The 15,454-nt window shown below is 65.3% G+C and carries 16 protein-coding genes; 9 read left to right on the top strand and 7 right to left on the bottom strand.

Translation table 11 applies throughout. The annotated features are described in order from the left end of the window. The first annotated feature begins 4 nt into the window (after positions 1-4). From NNX38_RS04330 to NNX38_RS04320, 3 genes are all read left to right on the top strand, one after another. Entirely contained in the window at positions 5-634 is a 630-nt protein-coding gene (locus NNX38_RS04330) for a putative glycolipid-binding domain-containing protein (RefSeq protein ID WP_255796914.1), read from the top strand. A gap of 143 nt (positions 635-777) precedes the next feature. Next, positions 778-1,206 carry a hypothetical protein gene (locus NNX38_RS04325; protein WP_229950166.1) on the top strand — a complete coding sequence of 143 codons (429 nt, stop codon included), beginning with the start codon at positions 778-780 and terminating at the stop codon, positions 1,204-1,206. A 7-nt stretch (positions 1,207-1,213) separates the two neighbouring features. Then, a complete protein-coding gene (locus tag NNX38_RS04320) occupies positions 1,214-1,702 on the top strand; it encodes an HIT family protein (RefSeq protein WP_255796913.1) in 489 nt (162 codons plus the stop codon). 66 nt (positions 1,703-1,768) lie between these two features. On the opposite strand, the gene NNX38_RS04315 is transcribed toward NNX38_RS04320, so the two are convergent. The 3 genes from NNX38_RS04315 to NNX38_RS04305 are packed head-to-tail and all read right to left on the bottom strand — an operon-like array spanning position 1,769 to position 4,909. Then, the gene (locus NNX38_RS04315; RefSeq protein WP_255796912.1) at positions 1,769-2,824 is read right to left on the bottom strand and encodes a polyprenyl synthetase family protein; all 1,056 of its coding nucleotides are present in this window, start codon (positions 2,822-2,824) and stop codon (positions 1,769-1,771) included. 49 nt (positions 2,825-2,873) lie between these two features. Further along, entirely contained in the window at positions 2,874-4,202 is a 1,329-nt protein-coding gene (locus NNX38_RS04310) for a geranylgeranyl reductase family protein (protein WP_255796911.1), read from the bottom strand. Next, complete coding sequence (locus tag NNX38_RS04305) at positions 4,199-4,909, bottom strand: demethylmenaquinone methyltransferase (protein WP_255796910.1); 711 nt, start codon at positions 4,907-4,909, stop codon at positions 4,199-4,201. Before NNX38_RS04305 ends, NNX38_RS04310 begins: the two co-directional genes overlap by 4 nt. 119 nt (positions 4,910-5,028) lie before the next feature. Between NNX38_RS04305 and NNX38_RS04300 the strand changes: the two genes are divergently transcribed. From NNX38_RS04300 to NNX38_RS04280, 5 genes are all read left to right on the top strand, one after another. Continuing rightward, the gene (locus NNX38_RS04300) at positions 5,029-6,378 is read left to right on the top strand and encodes an isochorismate synthase MenF (protein WP_255796909.1); all 1,350 of its coding nucleotides are present in this window, start codon (positions 5,029-5,031) and stop codon (positions 6,376-6,378) included. A gap of 187 nt (positions 6,379-6,565) precedes the next feature. After that, complete coding sequence (locus NNX38_RS04295) at positions 6,566-7,345, top strand: basic amino acid ABC transporter substrate-binding protein (RefSeq protein ID WP_255796908.1); 780 nt, start codon at positions 6,566-6,568, stop codon at positions 7,343-7,345. 169 nt (positions 7,346-7,514) lie between these two features. Continuing rightward, positions 7,515-8,303 (top strand): basic amino acid ABC transporter substrate-binding protein, encoded by a 789-nt coding sequence (locus NNX38_RS04290; protein WP_255796907.1) that lies wholly within the window; start codon positions 7,515-7,517, stop codon positions 8,301-8,303. Between the two features lie 73 nt (positions 8,304-8,376). After that, positions 8,377-9,162: an amino acid ABC transporter permease gene (locus tag NNX38_RS04285; RefSeq protein WP_152271435.1), complete on the top strand. Its 786-nt coding sequence runs from the start codon at positions 8,377-8,379 to the stop codon at positions 9,160-9,162. Positions 9,163-9,167: 5 nt separating this feature from the next. Next, complete coding sequence (locus NNX38_RS04280) at positions 9,168-9,917, top strand: amino acid ABC transporter ATP-binding protein (protein WP_229950183.1); 750 nt, start codon at positions 9,168-9,170, stop codon at positions 9,915-9,917. 291 nt (positions 9,918-10,208) lie between these two features. On the opposite strand, the gene NNX38_RS04275 is transcribed toward NNX38_RS04280, so the two are convergent. Genes NNX38_RS04275 through NNX38_RS04265 form a run of 3 tightly spaced genes read right to left on the bottom strand, consistent with a single transcriptional unit; the run spans position 10,209 to position 13,200 of the window. Beyond that, positions 10,209-10,403: a helix-hairpin-helix domain-containing protein gene (locus NNX38_RS04275; RefSeq protein WP_255796906.1), complete on the bottom strand. Its 195-nt coding sequence runs from the start codon at positions 10,401-10,403 to the stop codon at positions 10,209-10,211. A 45-nt stretch (positions 10,404-10,448) separates the two neighbouring features. Continuing rightward, positions 10,449-12,155 carry a 2-succinyl-5-enolpyruvyl-6-hydroxy-3-cyclohexene-1-carboxylic-acid synthase gene (gene menD / locus NNX38_RS04270; RefSeq protein ID WP_255796905.1) on the bottom strand — a complete coding sequence of 569 codons (1,707 nt, stop codon included), beginning with the start codon at positions 12,153-12,155 and terminating at the stop codon, positions 10,449-10,451. A 46-nt stretch (positions 12,156-12,201) separates the two neighbouring features. Next, entirely contained in the window at positions 12,202-13,200 is a 999-nt protein-coding gene (locus NNX38_RS04265) for an o-succinylbenzoate synthase (protein ID WP_255796904.1), read from the bottom strand. 85 nt (positions 13,201-13,285) lie between these two features. Between NNX38_RS04265 and NNX38_RS04260 the strand changes: the two genes are divergently transcribed. Next, positions 13,286-14,194 carry a phosphatase PAP2 family protein gene (locus tag NNX38_RS04260; RefSeq protein ID WP_255796903.1) on the top strand — a complete coding sequence of 303 codons (909 nt, stop codon included), beginning with the start codon at positions 13,286-13,288 and terminating at the stop codon, positions 14,192-14,194. A gap of 21 nt (positions 14,195-14,215) precedes the next feature. On the opposite strand, the gene NNX38_RS04255 is transcribed toward NNX38_RS04260, so the two are convergent. Further along, positions 14,216-15,448: an MFS transporter gene (locus NNX38_RS04255; protein ID WP_255796902.1), complete on the bottom strand. Its 1,233-nt coding sequence runs from the start codon at positions 15,446-15,448 to the stop codon at positions 14,216-14,218. Positions 15,449-15,454: the final 6 nt, after the last annotated feature.

Below are 15,454 nucleotides of genomic sequence, written 5' to 3'. Positions count from 1 at the left end.
AGGAATGACTACCACCGCGCAGGCCAGGACCGTCCGCTGGCAGGGACAGGACGATCCGGAGCGCACGGACACAGCAGTGGTGTCTTTCCGGGACCGGGAACTAGCCGCAGCCGGCACCTCTGTCACCGCCGAATACCGCGCATCATGGACGCTCTCCACAATCCCGGGCTGGGTCACCCGGCGGCTGACGGTGGAGGTGACGGGGAAGGGCTGGTCCCGGACCCTGGAGCTCGAACGCAGCACCGAGGGCCGATGGAGCGTGGAGACAACCACGTCCGGGCTCACGGACCTGCCCGCCCCCGGAATCGCCGACCCGCGCAGCCTCGACGAAGCCCAGGACTGTGACCTTGCGCTGTGTCCGCTCACCAACACCATGCCGATCCTGCGGCTGGACCTGCTGAACGAATCCGCTCCCCCGGATGAGACCCAACTGACGATGGCGTGGGTGGAAATGCCCAGCCTGCGGGTCCTGCCCAGCAGACAGGTGTATTCACAGGTGCGCGCCTATTCTCCGGACCAGGGCCACGCCGTCGTCCTCTACAGCTCGCCCAACCGCGGGTTCACCGCCGAAATCACCGTCGACGCGGACGGCACCGTCATCGACTACCCCGGACTGGCCGCGCGTCTGCCCTGAGGTCCAGGCCCTCACGTCCAGACACCGGGCACCGGACTCCGGACTTCGGGCTCCGCAAAGGCTTCCGCTTCCCCGCGTCCGGACCCACTCCGTGTCCCGGCTAGGATTGGAATACATCCACTCAACGCACGCTTGGAGACCACATGAGTGAAATTTTCCTGGATCGATTCCGCGCCTTGGTCCCCAAGTACCTTGAGGACAACTGGCGGGAAGAGGACGGCATCCCCGAACGGGAGCTCGACTCGATGCTTGCCGCCCACGATTTCAACATCCCGCTGGTACTGCGTGAGTTCTACCTCGCCCTCGGCGGATGCGAAGACCTGATGGAGGCCTTCCACTTCTTCTGGGATCCGGACGAGCTGGAGATCGAAGACGGCTACCTGCTGTTCCTCGAAGATGAGGACGAGAAGTTCGTCTGGGGCATCCGTGCGGACCAGCTGGACGTTCCCGATCCCATCGTGTGGCGCCGCAACAACGCGCGCGGTGACTGGCAGAGCGAAGAAGGCACCCTTAGCGAGTATGTCCTGGACATGTTCGAGTGGGTCTTTGAAGAGGATGAAGACGAGGACTGAGCCGTCTATGAAGGACGTTTTTCCCGAAACAACTTGGAAAAGCCACGCACCTGACGGGTACCAGTGTCCGTTCTGCGACATGGCCTCGGGCGAGTTCCGGAATCCCGGAAACCTGTGCGAGCCCGGAGACCTGATTTACTCCGACGAGCTGGTGCTGGCGTTCATAGCTTCACACGGGTTTGATCCTGAGCCCGGCCACGTCCTCGTCACGCCGCGCCAGCACTACGAACTGCTCTATGAGCTGCCCGACGACGTCGCGGCGCGGATCATGCTCGTGACCCGGGATATGGCGGTGGCCATCAAGAAGGCCTGGCATCCCGACGGCGTCACCACAAGGCAGCACAACGAGCCCGCCGGGAGCCAGCACGTGTGGCACTACCACCAGCATGTGCTCCCTCGCTGGACGGACGACGGGCTCTACTTCACGCCCAAGCGGCCCATCGTGCCGCCCGCTGTGCGTGCCCGCAAGGCCGCCGAGCTGCGCGCGGTCCTATAGCCGCAGTTCCAGCAGGAAACTGCGGCGGCCGAGGAATCCCGTGACATGCAGTCCCGGCAGCGGAAGTTACACCTCGCGGTTGACCACGGCGCGCGCAAAAGCGGCCAGGGCTTCCTTCACTACGGACTCAGGCAGCGGTGCGAGGGCAGCTACGGCGTCTTCGGACCAGCTGCGTGCAACTTCCCAGGACTGATCCGTGACCGGGCTGCTGCGCAGGGCAGCTACGGCTTCGGCCAGCGCCTCGTCGGAGCTCAGGTCCCTTTCCACCAGTTCGAGCACGGCTGCGGCTTCGGCATCCCCGTCGGCCGCGGCACGCCGAAGCAGCAGCACGGGCAAGGTGGGAACGCCTTCGCGCAGGTCGGTGCCCGGCGTCTTCCCGGACTTCGCCTGCTTGCCGGTGACGTCAATGACGTCGTCGGCCAATTGGAAGGCGATGCCTACCTTCTCGCCGTATTCGACCATGATGTCGATGGTTTCCTGGCCCGCGCCGGAGAACAACGCACCGAACTGGCCGGAGGCGGCAATCAGTGAACCGGTCTTGTCCGCGATCACGGACAGGTAGTGTTCGAGCGGATCCTGGCCTTCGGCAGGGCCAACCGTTTCGTGCAGCTGACCCAGGCACAACCGCTCGAATGTGTGTGCCTGGATAGCCAGCGCAGGGCCACCCAGGGCGGAGACCAGGCTGGAAGCCCGCGCAAAGATGAGGTCGCCGGTGAGCACGGCCACCGAGTTGCCCCAGAGTTCATGTGCTGTCGGGGCTCCGCGGCGGTACGGCGCCTCGTCCATCACGTCGTCGTGATAGAGCGTGGCAAGGTGCGTCAGCTCGACGACCACGGCCGACTGGATAACCTTTTCCGGCGCATCTTCGGCACCGAGATGGGAAGCCAGGAGGGTCAGGAGCGGACGGATCCGCTTGCCGCCGGCCTCCACAAGGTGCCGGGAGGTGACATCGGCGAAGGGATCGGAGTTGGCTACCGCTTCGCGCAGCCGCAGTTCCACCTGCTCCAGGGATGCGGCCATGGACGGGCCAAGCCTCGGGTCCTCAGCCAGCAGGGCGAAGCCCGGCGGCAGTGCGGAAGTGCCTGGCACGGTTTCCGGGCTGGTGTTGGTGGATTCAGTCACTGTTCAAGACTCACTATTTGTCGGAACGGGTGGACAACAGGCATAGAAGTCACGGGTGCTGCGCAGGCTGCCGGGGAGTTATCGGCGTTCCTTGGTTGCTTGCCGGCGGGACCAGCATTTCCAGTAAGGCAATCACTCTATCCTCTATGCCCTTGGAACTGCTGTCCGTCAGGTTAGCGAGCATACGCACCACAAAACGCATAAGCACGGGAATCGGCATTCCTGTGCGCAGCGCCAGTTTCATGACTGCGGGGCGGCCGATCATGGCGGCGAAGATGCGGCCGAGCGTGAAGTGGCTGCCCCATTCTTCCCGCACGTGGTCGGCATAGGCGCGCAGTTCGACGTCGAACGCGGCCTGCGATGTGAGCAGGCCCGGTGCAAGTGCGGCCCCGGAGCCCTCGATGATGTGTTCGGCCGCAAACCGCGCCGATTCCATGGCGTAGGAAATACCTTCGCCGTTGAACGGGCTGACCATGCCGCCGGCATCGCCGAGCAGCAGCAGCCCCGGCGAGTAGTGCGGGGTGCGGTTGAAGCCCATGGGCAGGGCTGCCCCGCGGATCTCGCCCACCTGGTTTTCCGGGGTGAAGCCCCACTCTGCGGGCATGCCGGCGGTCCAGTCGCGCAGGACCTTGCGGTAATCCAGCTTGCCGAATTCCTTGGAGGAGTTCAGGATGCCGAGGCCAACATTGGACGTTCCGTCTCCCACTCCGAAGACCCAGCCGTAGCCGGGCAGCGGATTGCCGGAGGCATCCGGAAGCTCCAGCCAGCCTTCCATCCAGTCGTCATTGGTGCGCGGGCTTTCGAAGTAGGTACGTACGGCTACGCCCATGGGACGGTCGTCGCGTTTTTCGATGCCCACGCTCAGGGCGGTGCGGCTTGAGTTCCCGTCGGCAGCCAGGACGACGTCGGCGAAGAACTCCCGCCGTTCGCCGGTGCGCCTCCCGTTTTCATCCAGAACGTTGGCGACTGCGCCTTCCACACGTCCGTCGTCGCCGCGGATGGCAGAGACTACTGTGTGCCGCTCAAGGATCTTCGCTCCGGCAGCCTGCGCGTGGCGGGCAAGTGCCTCGTCGAAACCGAGACGGGTTCGGATCAGGCCGTAATCGGGGAAATCCGACAGCGCTGGCCATGGCAGTTCCAGCGTTCTACCGCCGGCAATCAGGCGTAGCCCCTTATTCCGGCGCCACCCTTCGGCTTCTTCGTGCGGCAGGCCCAGGAACTGGATTTCGCGCACGGCGCGGGGGGTCAGGCCGTCGCCGCAGACCTTTTCCCGCGGGAAGGCGGTCTTTTCGAGAACTGTTACATCCACCCCTGCAGAGGCGAGGTAGTACGCGGCTGTGGAACCGGCGGGGCCGGCACCGACGATAAGGACCTTCACTTGTCCGGATGCCCTCCGGGCTTGACGGCGCGGTGCACAGCCACAATGCCGCCGGTGAGGTTGCGGTAGGCAACGTCCTGCCAGCCGGTTTCGGCAATCCACGCTGCCAGGCCGTCCTGGTTCGGCCACGCCCGGATGGACTCGGCGAGGTAGACGTACGCATCCGGATTGGAGGCGACCTTGCGGGCAATCGAAGGAAGGGCACGCATCAGGTATTCGGTGTACATGGTGCGCCATACCGGAACCACCGGCGAAGAGAATTCCGCGATGACAAGGCGGCCGCCGGGCTTGGTCACCCGGAGCATTTCCGCCAGGGCCTTTTTCGGCTCGTTGACGTTGCGCAGGCCGAAGGAAATGGTGGAGGCGTCGAAGGAGTTGTCCTCGAACGGCAGGTTAGTCGCATCGCCGGCGACGAAGTCGATATCCGGGCGGCGGCGCTTGCCTACCTTGAGCATGCCGAGGGAGAAGTCGCAGGCAACGACGTCGATGCCGGCGTCTGCGTAGGGCTCGCTCGAGGTGCCGGTGCCGGCGGCGAGGTCCAGGACCCGCTGTCCGGGCACGGCGCCGACGGCGTCCACCACAATGCGCCGCCAGCGGCGTGTCTGTCCGAGGGACAGCACGTCGTTTACGACGTCGTATTTAGGTGCCACGTCATCAAACATGGCAGCAACTTCATCCGGGCGTTTTTCCAACGATGCGCGGTTCACTCTGTCATTGTCTCAAACAATGGGAGGGCCGCCGAACCGGCCGTCGGGTTGTCTGGTTCCTCTCAGCCGACGGCCCCGATATCGGGCGTGTACCGGCGGCGGAGTAGTGTGGAACCACTATGACCACCCTGCGTTCTGTGACCGTGCCTGTAGGTGAGCTTTCCGCCGCCATCGGCCTTCTGGAGTATTTGGTTCTTGACGAGCAACTGTGCTGGATCCGGCGTCAGGAGGGACTGGTGGGCTTTGGGGAAGCGGCCCGCTTCACCTCCAGCGGCCCCGAGCGCTTCGCCCGGGCACAGGAATGGTGGCGGTCCCTCCTTGCGGACGCCGACGTCGAGGGCCCTCTTTCCGCTCCCGGCACCGGCATCGTCGCCTTTGGTTCCTTCGCCTTCTCCAAGCGCTCCCCCTTTGAATCCCGTCTGGTGGTTCCGGAAATCATCGTTGGGCTGCGCGACGGCGCCGGCTGGGTGACGTACACAACCACGGATCCCGACGCGGAACTCAACGAGGAGACCGCGAAGGCCGCACTGGCCCGCTACCTGGAGGACCTTCCGGTCTACCGGGAAAGCGATCCGGCAGACCGGGTCCTGCCGGGCATGCTGAGTGAGTCAGAGTGGAAAAACGCCGTGGCACGGTCGGTTGCCCATGTAGCAGCCGGCGATTTAAGCAAGATTGTCCTGGCCCGCGATATTGCCGTGGAGTTGGGCAACCCCCTCGTGGCGTCACAGGTGCTGCGTGAACTGGCCGTGCGTTACCGTGACTGCTGGACGTACTCCGTGGACGGATTGATCGGGTCCACCCCTGAGATGCTGATCAAGGTCGAAAACGGTACCGCCGAGGCGCGCGTACTGGCGGGAACACTGGACCGCGCCACTGCTCCTGCCGACGATCCCCACTACGCCAAGCGGGTGCTGGCCGGTTCCGCCAAGCAGCAGCACGAGCATCAGATTGCCATCGATTCCCTCACCCGGTCCCTTGAACCTTTCACCTCTTCGATGACTTCCCACACGGAGCCGTTTGTCCTTGAACTGCCCAATGTCTGGCATCTGGCCTCAGACGTCACCGCCGAGCTCGCGCCGGATGAGAGCGGACTGATCCCCACGCCCCTGACCCTGGTGGAAGCACTGCATCCCACCGCCGCTGTCTGCGGCTTCCCCACCAGCGTTGCCGGCGAACTTATTAGTGAGCTTGAGCACATGGACCGCGGCCCCTACTCCGGACCGGTCGGCTGGATGGACGCTGCCGGAAACGGTGAATGGGGTATCGCCCTGCGCGGCGCAGTGATCGAAAGCCCCACGAAAGTACGGCTTTATGCAGGCTGTGGAATTGTGGCCGGCTCCAATCCTGCGGCGGAACTAGAGGAAACCTGGAGCAAGTTCCGTCCAATGCTTGAGGCCCTCGGCCTGGACCGGCCCCGCGCCGTTCCGGTGCGTAACCCCGATTTCGCATCCTCATCTTCGGGATCCTGAAGCCTCACGGCACCTCCGTCGGAGACCAACTGCATAGGCGATTGGTTTTTTGCATAAATTTACAGTGGGTAGAATAGAAACTCGGATCGCGCCGTCATGGCCGCTTCCGCCCTATGCCGCTCTGGAGACGGTTTGGTTTCCGCCTGCGGCCTCTTCTGTTCCTGCCGACCAAAGGTTCTGAATCGCAATGCCGCACAAAGCCCGCACCACTCTTGCTGCCCTCCTTGCTGTCGGAGCGTTGTCCCTGACCGCCTGCGGCGGCGGAGACGACTCCGCGGAGTCCGGTCTCACGACCGTCAACGAGGGCACACTCACTGTGTGCTCCAACGTTCCTTTCAAACCGTTTGAATACGTGGTGGACGGCGAGTTCACCGGCTTCGATATCGAGCTCACCCGTGAAATTGCCAAGGGCATGGGTCTCGAGCATGAGGTGCAGAACGTTGGATTCGACGGCCTGCAGAGCGGAACCGTACTGGCTGCCCGCCAGTGCGATGTGATTGCCGCGGCCATGTCCATCACGGATGAGCGGGCCGAGAAACTGGCTTTTTCGGACCCGTACTATGACTCGCCGCAGACCCTCCTGGTTCCTGCCGACTCCTCGGTTGCCTCCCTGGCAGACCTCAAGGGCAAGAAGGTAGGGGTCCAGCAGGGCACCACCGGTGAGAGCTATGCACGGGAAAACGCGGCCGACGCAGAGATTATGTCCTTCCAGACCGACGCGGAGCTGTTCCAGGGACTGCAGGCCGGAAACATTGATGCGGTCCTCCAGGACCACGCGGTGAACCAGGACCACACCGAGGACGGCAAGTTCCGGATTTCAGCCAGCTTCGAGACGGGTGAATCCTACGGCCTCGCAATGAAGAAGGAAGGCAGCGAGGAGCTGGTTTCGAAGGTAAATGAACAGCTTGCTGATCTGCGGGAGAATGGGAAGTACCAGGAGCTCCATGACCGGTTCTTCACGAAGTAGCCGCACAGGGAATCGGGTGCCGCAGTACGGCACGCCACGGGGCTTCTGTTTTGCTGCCGACAGTGGCGGACACGTTACCGAAATATGGACTACGTACGCTCTAGACTGCATCCCAATACCCAGCTACGGGTGAGACCGCTCATACCGTCCGACGTAAGGTTGTAAACCAATGCCGTACAAAGCCCGCACCGCCGCCTTCACCTTTCTGGCCATCGGCGCCCTTTCGCTGACCGCCTGCGGTGGTGACGACGCCGGAGCCTCCGACGACGCTGCCAACGGATACAACCTGGTATCCGAAGGCACGCTGACGGTCTGCTCGGACATTCCCTACGTTCCGTTCGAGTACGAAGAGAACGGCGAATACACAGGTTTCGACATGGACCTGGTCAAGGAGATCGCGACCGGTCTTGATCTTGAACTCGCAGTCCAGGACGCCGGGTTCGAGGGAATTGCCAGCGGCACCGTGCTCGCGGCGGGACAGTGCGACCTTGAGGCCAGCGCAATCACCATCACCCCGGAACGTGAAGAGGCCATGGGCTTCGCCGATCCGTACTATGACTCGCTGCAGTCACTGCTGGTCCCCGTCGACTCGGACATCAAGAGCATCGAGGACCTGGAGGGCAAGAAGCTCGGTGTCCAGGGAAACACCACCGGTGAGTCCTACGCCCGCGAGAATGCTGCCGGAGCGGAAATCGTGGCTTTCCCGAGCGATGCCGAACTTTTCCCTGCCATCCAGTCCGGTAACGTCGATGCTGTGCTCCAGGACCTGCCGGTGAACATTGGACACACGGAGGATGGTGAATTCACCATCGCCGAAGAGTATGAGACGGATGAGTCCTACGGCTTCGCCATGAAGAAGGACAACACCGAGCTCATCTCCGCCGTTAATGAGCAGCTCGCTGAGCTGCGGGACAACGGCAAATACCAGGAGATTTACGACAAGTACTTCACCGAATAACGCCTAGACCACTGCGTTGTCCCGGGCCGGGTGCCCGGGACAACCCCTTTTCTTCCTTGGAAGGCTCCCCACTTTGAAACCCTCCACCCGCAGACGCCTGTTCCGGGGCGTCCTGTACGCCGTTTTCGTCATCGCGCTGGTAGCCGTAGTGCTGGCTGCCGATTGGGAAGCCATCGGCGAGAACTTCTTCGACGCCGAGGTGGCCCGTGAGGCCTTCCCCACCATCATCACGGTGGCGGTCAAGAACACGATTATCTATACCGTCATCGCTTTCGCCGGCGGGCTCCTCCTGGGCCTGCTGCTGGCGCTGATGAAGCTTTCCCCGGTAGCGCCGTACCGCTGGGCCGCCACGGCCTACATCGAACTTTTCCGCGGACTCCCTGCACTGCTGGTGATCTTCGGTTTCGCTTTCGCCGTGCCGATCGCTTTTGACTGGCGCCCGCCGGGAGGCAGCGCAGGCGCAGGACTCCTGGCCCTGATCATTGTCTCCGGTGCCTACATTGCTGAGACCATCCGTGCCGGAATCCAGGCCGTTCCCTCCGGCCAGGCCGAGGCTGCCCGGTCGCTGGGCATGGGTCCGGCCTGGACCATGATTTCCGTGACCCTGCCCCAGGCTTTCCGGATCATCACGCCGCCGCTGACCAACGAACTGGTCATCCTGATCAAAGACACCTCGCTGCTCTTCATTGCCGGCATGGCCCTGCAGGACCGCGAGCTGACCACCTTCGCACGCGACTCCGTCTCGCAGACAGCGAACGCCACACCGCTGGTGCTCGCCGCCCTGATGTACCTGATCATTACGCTGCCGCTGACCCAGTTGGTGGCAAAGCTTGAACGACACAACCAGAGAGGCAGGTAGCAGCCATGAGCGTTCCCAACACCAACGCCCCTGCCATCGAGGTCCGCAACCTCCACAAGTCCTTCGGAAGCAACGAGGTGCTGAAGGGCATCGACTTCCATGTAGACCAGGGCGAAGTGGTCTGCGTGATCGGCCCGTCCGGTTCCGGCAAGTCCACCCTGCTGCGCTGCGTCAACCGCCTGGAGGAGCCCACCAGCGGCACCGTCCTGGTGGAGGGCGTTGACATTACCCATCCCGACACGGACCTGGACAAGGTACGCACCCGGATCGGCATGGTCTTCCAGCAGTTCAACCTCTTCCCGCACCTGAACGTGCTGCGCAACCTGACCCTGGCGCAGCGCCGGGCGAAGAAGCGCGGCCAGGAGGAAGCCTCCAAGGTAGCCCTGAAGAACCTCGCCAAGGTGGGCCTGGAGGACCGTGCCACGGCATTCCCCGCCCAGCTCTCCGGCGGCCAGCAGCAGCGTGTGGCCATTGCCCGTGCACTGTCCATGGATCCGGACATGATGCTGTTCGACGAGCCCACCAGCGCGCTGGACCCGGAACTCGTGGGCGACGTGCTCGCCGTCATGCGCCAGCTTGCCGAGGAAGGCATGACCATGATGGTGGTGACCCACGAGATGGGCTTTGCCCGTGAAGTAGGCGACCGCGTTGTCTTCATGGACGGCGGCGTCGTAGTGGAGCAGGGACGTCCCGAGGACGTCCTGGGCAACCCGCAGCACGAACGCACCCGGGCGTTCCTCTCGAAGGTTCTCTAAAAGGTTCCTCCCAGCAAAAACAGCCCTTCCGGCTTTGTCCGGAAGGGCTGTTTTCGTGGAATCACCGCTCCTATACGGGCTCCGGCGCTAGATCGGCTGCACGGGACCGGACCAGGTCAATGAAGGCCCTCGACCGACGGGACAGCCGCCGCCGGCCGGACCAGGCGATGTCCGCACGCTCCAGCGGCGGTCGGAGCCGCCGGGTTATCCCGGGCCCGGTGGCCAAGACGGAAGCAGCACACCCGCCGGCGCGGCCTGCACCTCTAAGGTGCAACCGGTCCGGCGCTTCATTCAGCCCAGCGCGAGTCCATGTTCTTCCAGCGCCTGCGCTATGAGCCGCAGCGCTTTCGGACCCATGCCGTGCAACGAAGCGAGTTCCGCCTGCGGGACACCGGCCAGCTTCCGAAGTGAGTCATAGCCTGCCTCGGTCAGGGCACTGGTAGCCGGCGCCCCGATCTTCGGTAAGGCATCGAGCGGCGTAGCCATGCGGCGACGCTACGCTTCACCCGGGCGGGCGTAAAGGTGAACCTACTAGCCCCGCACCGCTGCCGCCACTGCCGACTGCACCTGCTGGTGCAGGTCCCGCAGCGTTTCCCTGGCCGTGCGTACTTCCAGCACCGACCGTCCGTGAACCGGTTCGGCCAGCGCCGCTTCAAGTTCATCGGCAGAGCTGACCACTTGGTGCCGGACACCGTAGCCTCGGCACAGCCCGGCCAGGTCGGCACGGTGCGGTGTCCCGAAGAAGCGTTCCACCAAGGCCGTGTATCGCGGGTCCTCCCCTAGTGCACCGTGTTCGAGGACAGAGAAAATGCCTCCGCCGCCGTCGTTCAGCACGATCATCTGCAGGTCGGGCTCGTCCTCCCCGTCTCCCAGGAGAAGAGCACCGGCGTCGTGCAGGAACGTGAGGTCACCCAGCAGCAGCCGGGTGGGAATGCCGTTCGCCAGCGCAATGCCCGTAGCGGTGGAAATGGTCCCGTCGATCCCCGCCAGACCCCGGTTGGCGTAGACATCCAGCGGATGCCAGCCCGGAGAGGCCACCAGGTCCATGTCCCGGATGACGTTGGAGGAACCGAGCACCAGGTTGGCGTCTGCGGCGTCCCACACCAGATCGGCGACGTGCAGGCCAGTGAGGCGAGGCTGCTGTTCCAGCAGGTTGTTCAGCGTGTTCAGTGCCGCTTCCGAGGCAGTCCGCCACTTCTCAAGCCAGCCGGGCGCACCGGTTCCGGCGAACTCGAAGAGTCCGGGAATGTCGCTGATGATGGTTTCCGGACGCCGCCCCTGGGTAAACCAGTTCACCGGCCGGGGCAGGTAAAGCGCCTTTTCGACGTCGGTACGGGCCAGCAGCGCGGCCACCGGACGGGACAGCGTGGGCCGGCCGAACACCACCACGCGTTCGATCAGTGGACCCAGTTCCGGCAGCAGCAGCCGGTACGCACCCACTGCGTTGGGACCGAAGCGGGCGTTGGAGGACGGTTCGGCCAGCAGCGGCAGCCCCGCACGCAGGGCGAAGAGCGCAGCGAGCTCCCCGGCGCCGTCGCCCGCTACCACCACTGTGCGGTGAACGCCGGGAATCGGTGGATGGGAGGCCGGGACGCGGTCCTCTGCCGGAACTGCGGAGGAGGCGGGCAAAGCCTCCGGGACGGAGCCGGATTCGAGGAACAGGGGGTCGGTTTCGCCGGGGGTCAGCGGATCCCGGAACTGGAGGTTCACGTGCACCGGTCCAACTGGAATTCCGTGGCCGAGCCGGGCCAGAGCTGCGGAAATGGCTTCAGCGGGATCGGTGCCAGCCGCCACGTCTGCAGCCGTCACCGGGTAGTGGGCAAAGATTCCCGGCTGCACGGTGGTCTGGTTGGCGCCCGTGCCGTGCAGCTCGGCCGGCCTGTCTGCGGAGAGAACCACCAGCGGGACACCGGCATGGTGGGCTTCCATCACGGCCGGCATTAATTCGCCGACGGCGGTGCCCGACGTCGTCACGACGGCTGCGGGACGGCGGCCGCCGCGCGCCAGGCCCAGCGCGGTGAAGCCGGCAACCCGTTCGTCGATCCGGACGTGCACCCGCATCCGGCCCTGCAGTTCCGCTTCCGCCAACGCGTAGGCGAGCGGTGCGCTGCGCGATCCCGGGGCCAGGACGACGTCGCGCACCCCGGCGGCGGCCAGAGCTGCGACGGCGGAGCGGGCTGCCTGCAGGGACGTCAGGTCCGCGGAAGACTGGGCGGGGGCGTTCGAGGATCCGGTCACCCTTCCATCCTAGGGTTAGCTGCCGGGGCAGGTGTCTGGGTCCGGCCTAGTGGCGCGGCACGGCCAGCAGCCCGTGCACCCGCTCCAGCCGGTCCAGCCACCACTGACGGCGCTCCGGCGGTGCGGCAAACCGCTCCAACAGTTCCTCGGACACCGGCACGTCCCGCACAGCCAGGGCACCGCCGTCGGGCACCAGCGATTCTTCCGTCACGTCCCCGGCCATCAGCGACAACGTACCCAGCCCGCAGGCGTAGGGCAGTTCGGGCAGCGCCGCGGCCAGTGCCACTCCGGTACGGATCCCCACGGAGGTGTCGATGGCGGAGCTCACCACGGCCGGCAGTCCGGCCTGCGCCACGATCTCCACGGCGCGGCGCACCCCGCCCAACGGCGCCGCCTTGATGACGATCAGGTCCGCAGCGTCTTCCCGGGCGACCTTCAGCGGATCGCTTTCCTTTCGCACACTTTCATCAGCGGCGATCAGTACGGGAACCCCGCGCCGGCGCAGCTCTGTCCGGACGGCGCGCAGGCCGTCGATACCCGCCACGGGCTGTTCGGCATATTCGAGCCCGGCCTCGGCCAGCAGGGTCAGCGTGTCGACGGCGGTGCGCACGTCCCAGCCCGCGTTGGCATCCACCCGGATACCGGCGTCGGGCAGCAGCCGGCGTACCTCGGCCACCCGGGCCAGGTCCTGAAGCGGAGACTGGCCGGCTTCGGCCACTTTGACCTTCACGGCAGGGACGTTTCCGAACCGGGCGAGCACGCCCTCCACCTGATCCACCGCCACGGCGGGGACCGTGCCGTTCACCGGGATGGACTTCCGCACCGCTTCGGGATAGCCCTGCCAGGCCGCTTCCAAGGCGGAGGCGAGCCAAGGTGAGGCCTCGGCGTCGGAATATTCCGGAAACGGAGCAAACTCGCCCCAACCGGCTGGCCCCTCGATCAGCAGGGCTTCGCGGTGCAGGATGCCGCGGAACTTCACCCGCATGGGGATGGAAACCACGCGGGCTCCGGCGAGGAGGGCAGACAGGTCAGGGTTGTTCGGCACCCTGCCAGCCTACGCTTGACCCTCACCGGCTGCCCGCTTCGGGTCGAACAGGTAAGGACCAGCATGATGTGGCAATCTGGATGTAATGGATACTCGCAACTTGCTGGCACAGCGCGCCCGTGCCGAACGACCGGCTGCGCATAATCCGGCGCTCTTTCTTTTCGCAGCCCTCCTCTGCGCTGCCGGCGTTGCCGCAACGTATTGGTTCTTCGTCCGCACCACCACCGGCCAGCTCGCCGATGAGTCCGCTTTCCAGGAAGCGGAGCTGATTGCACCGGCCACCGAACGGCCGGTGATTGCCTTTCTGGACGAGCTGCCGCTGATCTCCGTCTTCATCGCCGTGATCGTGGTGGTGTTTGTATCCATCCTGCGGCACCGGATTTCGCCGGCGGTGATTGCCCTCGGCACTTTCGGAGCAGCAAATGTCAGCAGCCAGCTGCTGAAACGGACCGTGCTGGACCGGCCGGACCGCGGGGTGGTGACCCTGGATTTCAACTCGCTGCCGTCCGGCCACACCACGCTGGCCGCCTCTGCAGCCGCGGCGGTCTTCCTGCTCGCCTCGCCGCGCTGGCGGCCCCTGGCTGCACTCTTCGGCGGCAGCTACGCCGTGCTCGCGGGCGCCGCCACCTTCCTCAACCTCTGGCACCGGCCGGCCGACGTCGTGGCCTCGCTCCTGGTGGTGGCCGCCTGGACACTGGTCGGCGGCCTGGTGATGATGCGGACCAACCCGGACTGGAACCGCTGGCCGGCCAAGGGAACGGCGAAAGGAGCGGCGAAAGCGATTGCCGTCATCTGCGCCGTGCCGGGCGTGCTCGCCACGGCTGCCAGCCTGGGACTGTACTTCTATGCCCGCTGGGACCCCACCGCCGTGAGCACGTCTGCGCCGCTGTATTTCTGGGCGGGCCTGTCCCTGATAGTGGGCGTCGGCTACCTTGTCAGCGCCCTCGCCTGCTGGCTGTTCAACCAGCAGGCCGGAGACCCCGCACGCCGGTAACGGGCAGCAGTGCGATAGAGGCTAGCGGGCCTTTCCGGCGGTGACCGGATTGCCTGCGGCCTTCCGCCCCGGAACCCAGATCCAGAGCACGACGGCGCCCAGCAGTCCCAGGACGGCAGTGGCCCCGATTCCTGCCGAGAGCGACACGAGGGCAGTCACTCCGGAGAGGATGCCGGGGCCGCCCATGGTCCCGACGTCTGCCAGCAGCCGCCAGATGCCCAGGAACTGCGGGCGTCCGGGCGAGGGCGAGAAGTCCGCACCGAGAGTCATGACGATTCCGGAGCCAATGCCGTTGCCGAACCCGATCAGCAGTGCAGCCAGCAGCAGTCCGGTTGCTTCGGAAGCCAGCGGCAGCAGCCCGAGGCCCAGCCCCATGATCAGCATGCAGGGCACCGCCACCGAGCGCCGTCCCCAGGTGTCCATGGCCTTGCCCGCGGGATAGAAGATCAGCATGTCGATGGCGCCGGAGAGCCCGTAGATCAGCGCTGTAGCGGTGGGGTCCAGGCCGATGTGCTGGCCCCAGAGCGGAATAACTGCCTGCCGCGTCGCACGGACGGCGGCGATCAGCAGCACCCCGATGCCGATGGTCCGGAAGATCCGTGCATGGCTTCGCAGGATGGAGCGCACGGTGGGCGCAGGGCCGGCGTCGGCCTTGGACTCCCGCCCCGCTCCGCGCTTCCCGGAACGGACAGTAAGATCCGGCACCTGGAGGCTGATGATCCCGGCGCCGACGGCGGCCGCGGCACCCACCCAGTACGCCCCGGTGGTGCCGAAGAAGTGGATTGCGCCGGCAGCTGCGAAGGGGCCGATGAAGACGCCGATCCGGTTCACCCCGCCGAGCGTGGACAGGGCCCGTGCCCGGAAGTGCACCGGTACGGCTTCCGTCAGATAGCTCTGCCGGGCCAGCCCGAAGACCGAGCCTGCCATCCCGACCATAAAGACGGCCAGGGCGAAAACCGCCAGCACAGGGACGAGAGCGGCAAGGACCATCGCCAGCGCGCACCAGGCCGAGGCAGCCACAAGCGCCCATTTCTCCCCAAAACGCGTGGTCACAATGGTGGCAGGCACATTCGTCAGGAGTGAACCGACGCCGGTAAGGGTGATGACCAGCGCTGCGAGGGCAACAGTGGCACCCAGGCCGCGGGCGCTGAGCGCGATGACCGGCAGGATGGCTCCGGTCGCCAGCCCGTAAAGCAGGGTGGGCCCGTAGGCCGGGATAGCTATTTTACGAAGGCTGAAATCGTCCGCTGGCACGGCCCC

Source organism: Arthrobacter sp. zg-Y238, assembly GCF_024385525.1.
Taxonomy (GTDB): domain Bacteria; phylum Actinomycetota; class Actinomycetes; order Actinomycetales; family Micrococcaceae; genus Arthrobacter_B; species Arthrobacter_B jinronghuae.
The sequence above is the reverse complement of the archived record's forward strand: the minus strand, read 5'-3'. Positions and strand labels throughout refer to the sequence as shown.

Bases quoted from the DNA above. Each gene is read 5' to 3' on its own strand.
- NNX38_RS04330 (WP_255796914.1), top strand. From the start codon at position 5: ATGACTACCACCGCGCAGGCCAGGACCGTCCGCTGGCAGGGACAGGAC.
- NNX38_RS04325 (WP_229950166.1), top strand. From the start codon at position 778: ATGAGTGAAATTTTCCTGGATCGATTCCGCGCCTTGGTCCCCAAGTAC.
- NNX38_RS04320 (WP_255796913.1), top strand. From the start codon at position 1,214: ATGAAGGACGTTTTTCCCGAAACAACTTGGAAAAGCCACGCACCTGAC.
- NNX38_RS04300 (WP_255796909.1), top strand. From the start codon at position 5,029: ATGACCACCCTGCGTTCTGTGACCGTGCCTGTAGGTGAGCTTTCCGCC.
- NNX38_RS04295 (WP_255796908.1), top strand. From the start codon at position 6,566: ATGCCGCACAAAGCCCGCACCACTCTTGCTGCCCTCCTTGCTGTCGGA.
- NNX38_RS04290 (WP_255796907.1), top strand. From the start codon at position 7,515: ATGCCGTACAAAGCCCGCACCGCCGCCTTCACCTTTCTGGCCATCGGC.
- NNX38_RS04280 (WP_229950183.1), top strand. From the start codon at position 9,168: ATGAGCGTTCCCAACACCAACGCCCCTGCCATCGAGGTCCGCAACCTC.
- NNX38_RS04275 (WP_255796906.1), bottom strand. From the start codon at position 10,403: ATGGCTACGCCGCTCGATGCCTTACCGAAGATCGGGGCGCCGGCTACC.
- NNX38_RS04260 (WP_255796903.1), top strand. From the start codon at position 13,286: ATGGATACTCGCAACTTGCTGGCACAGCGCGCCCGTGCCGAACGACCG.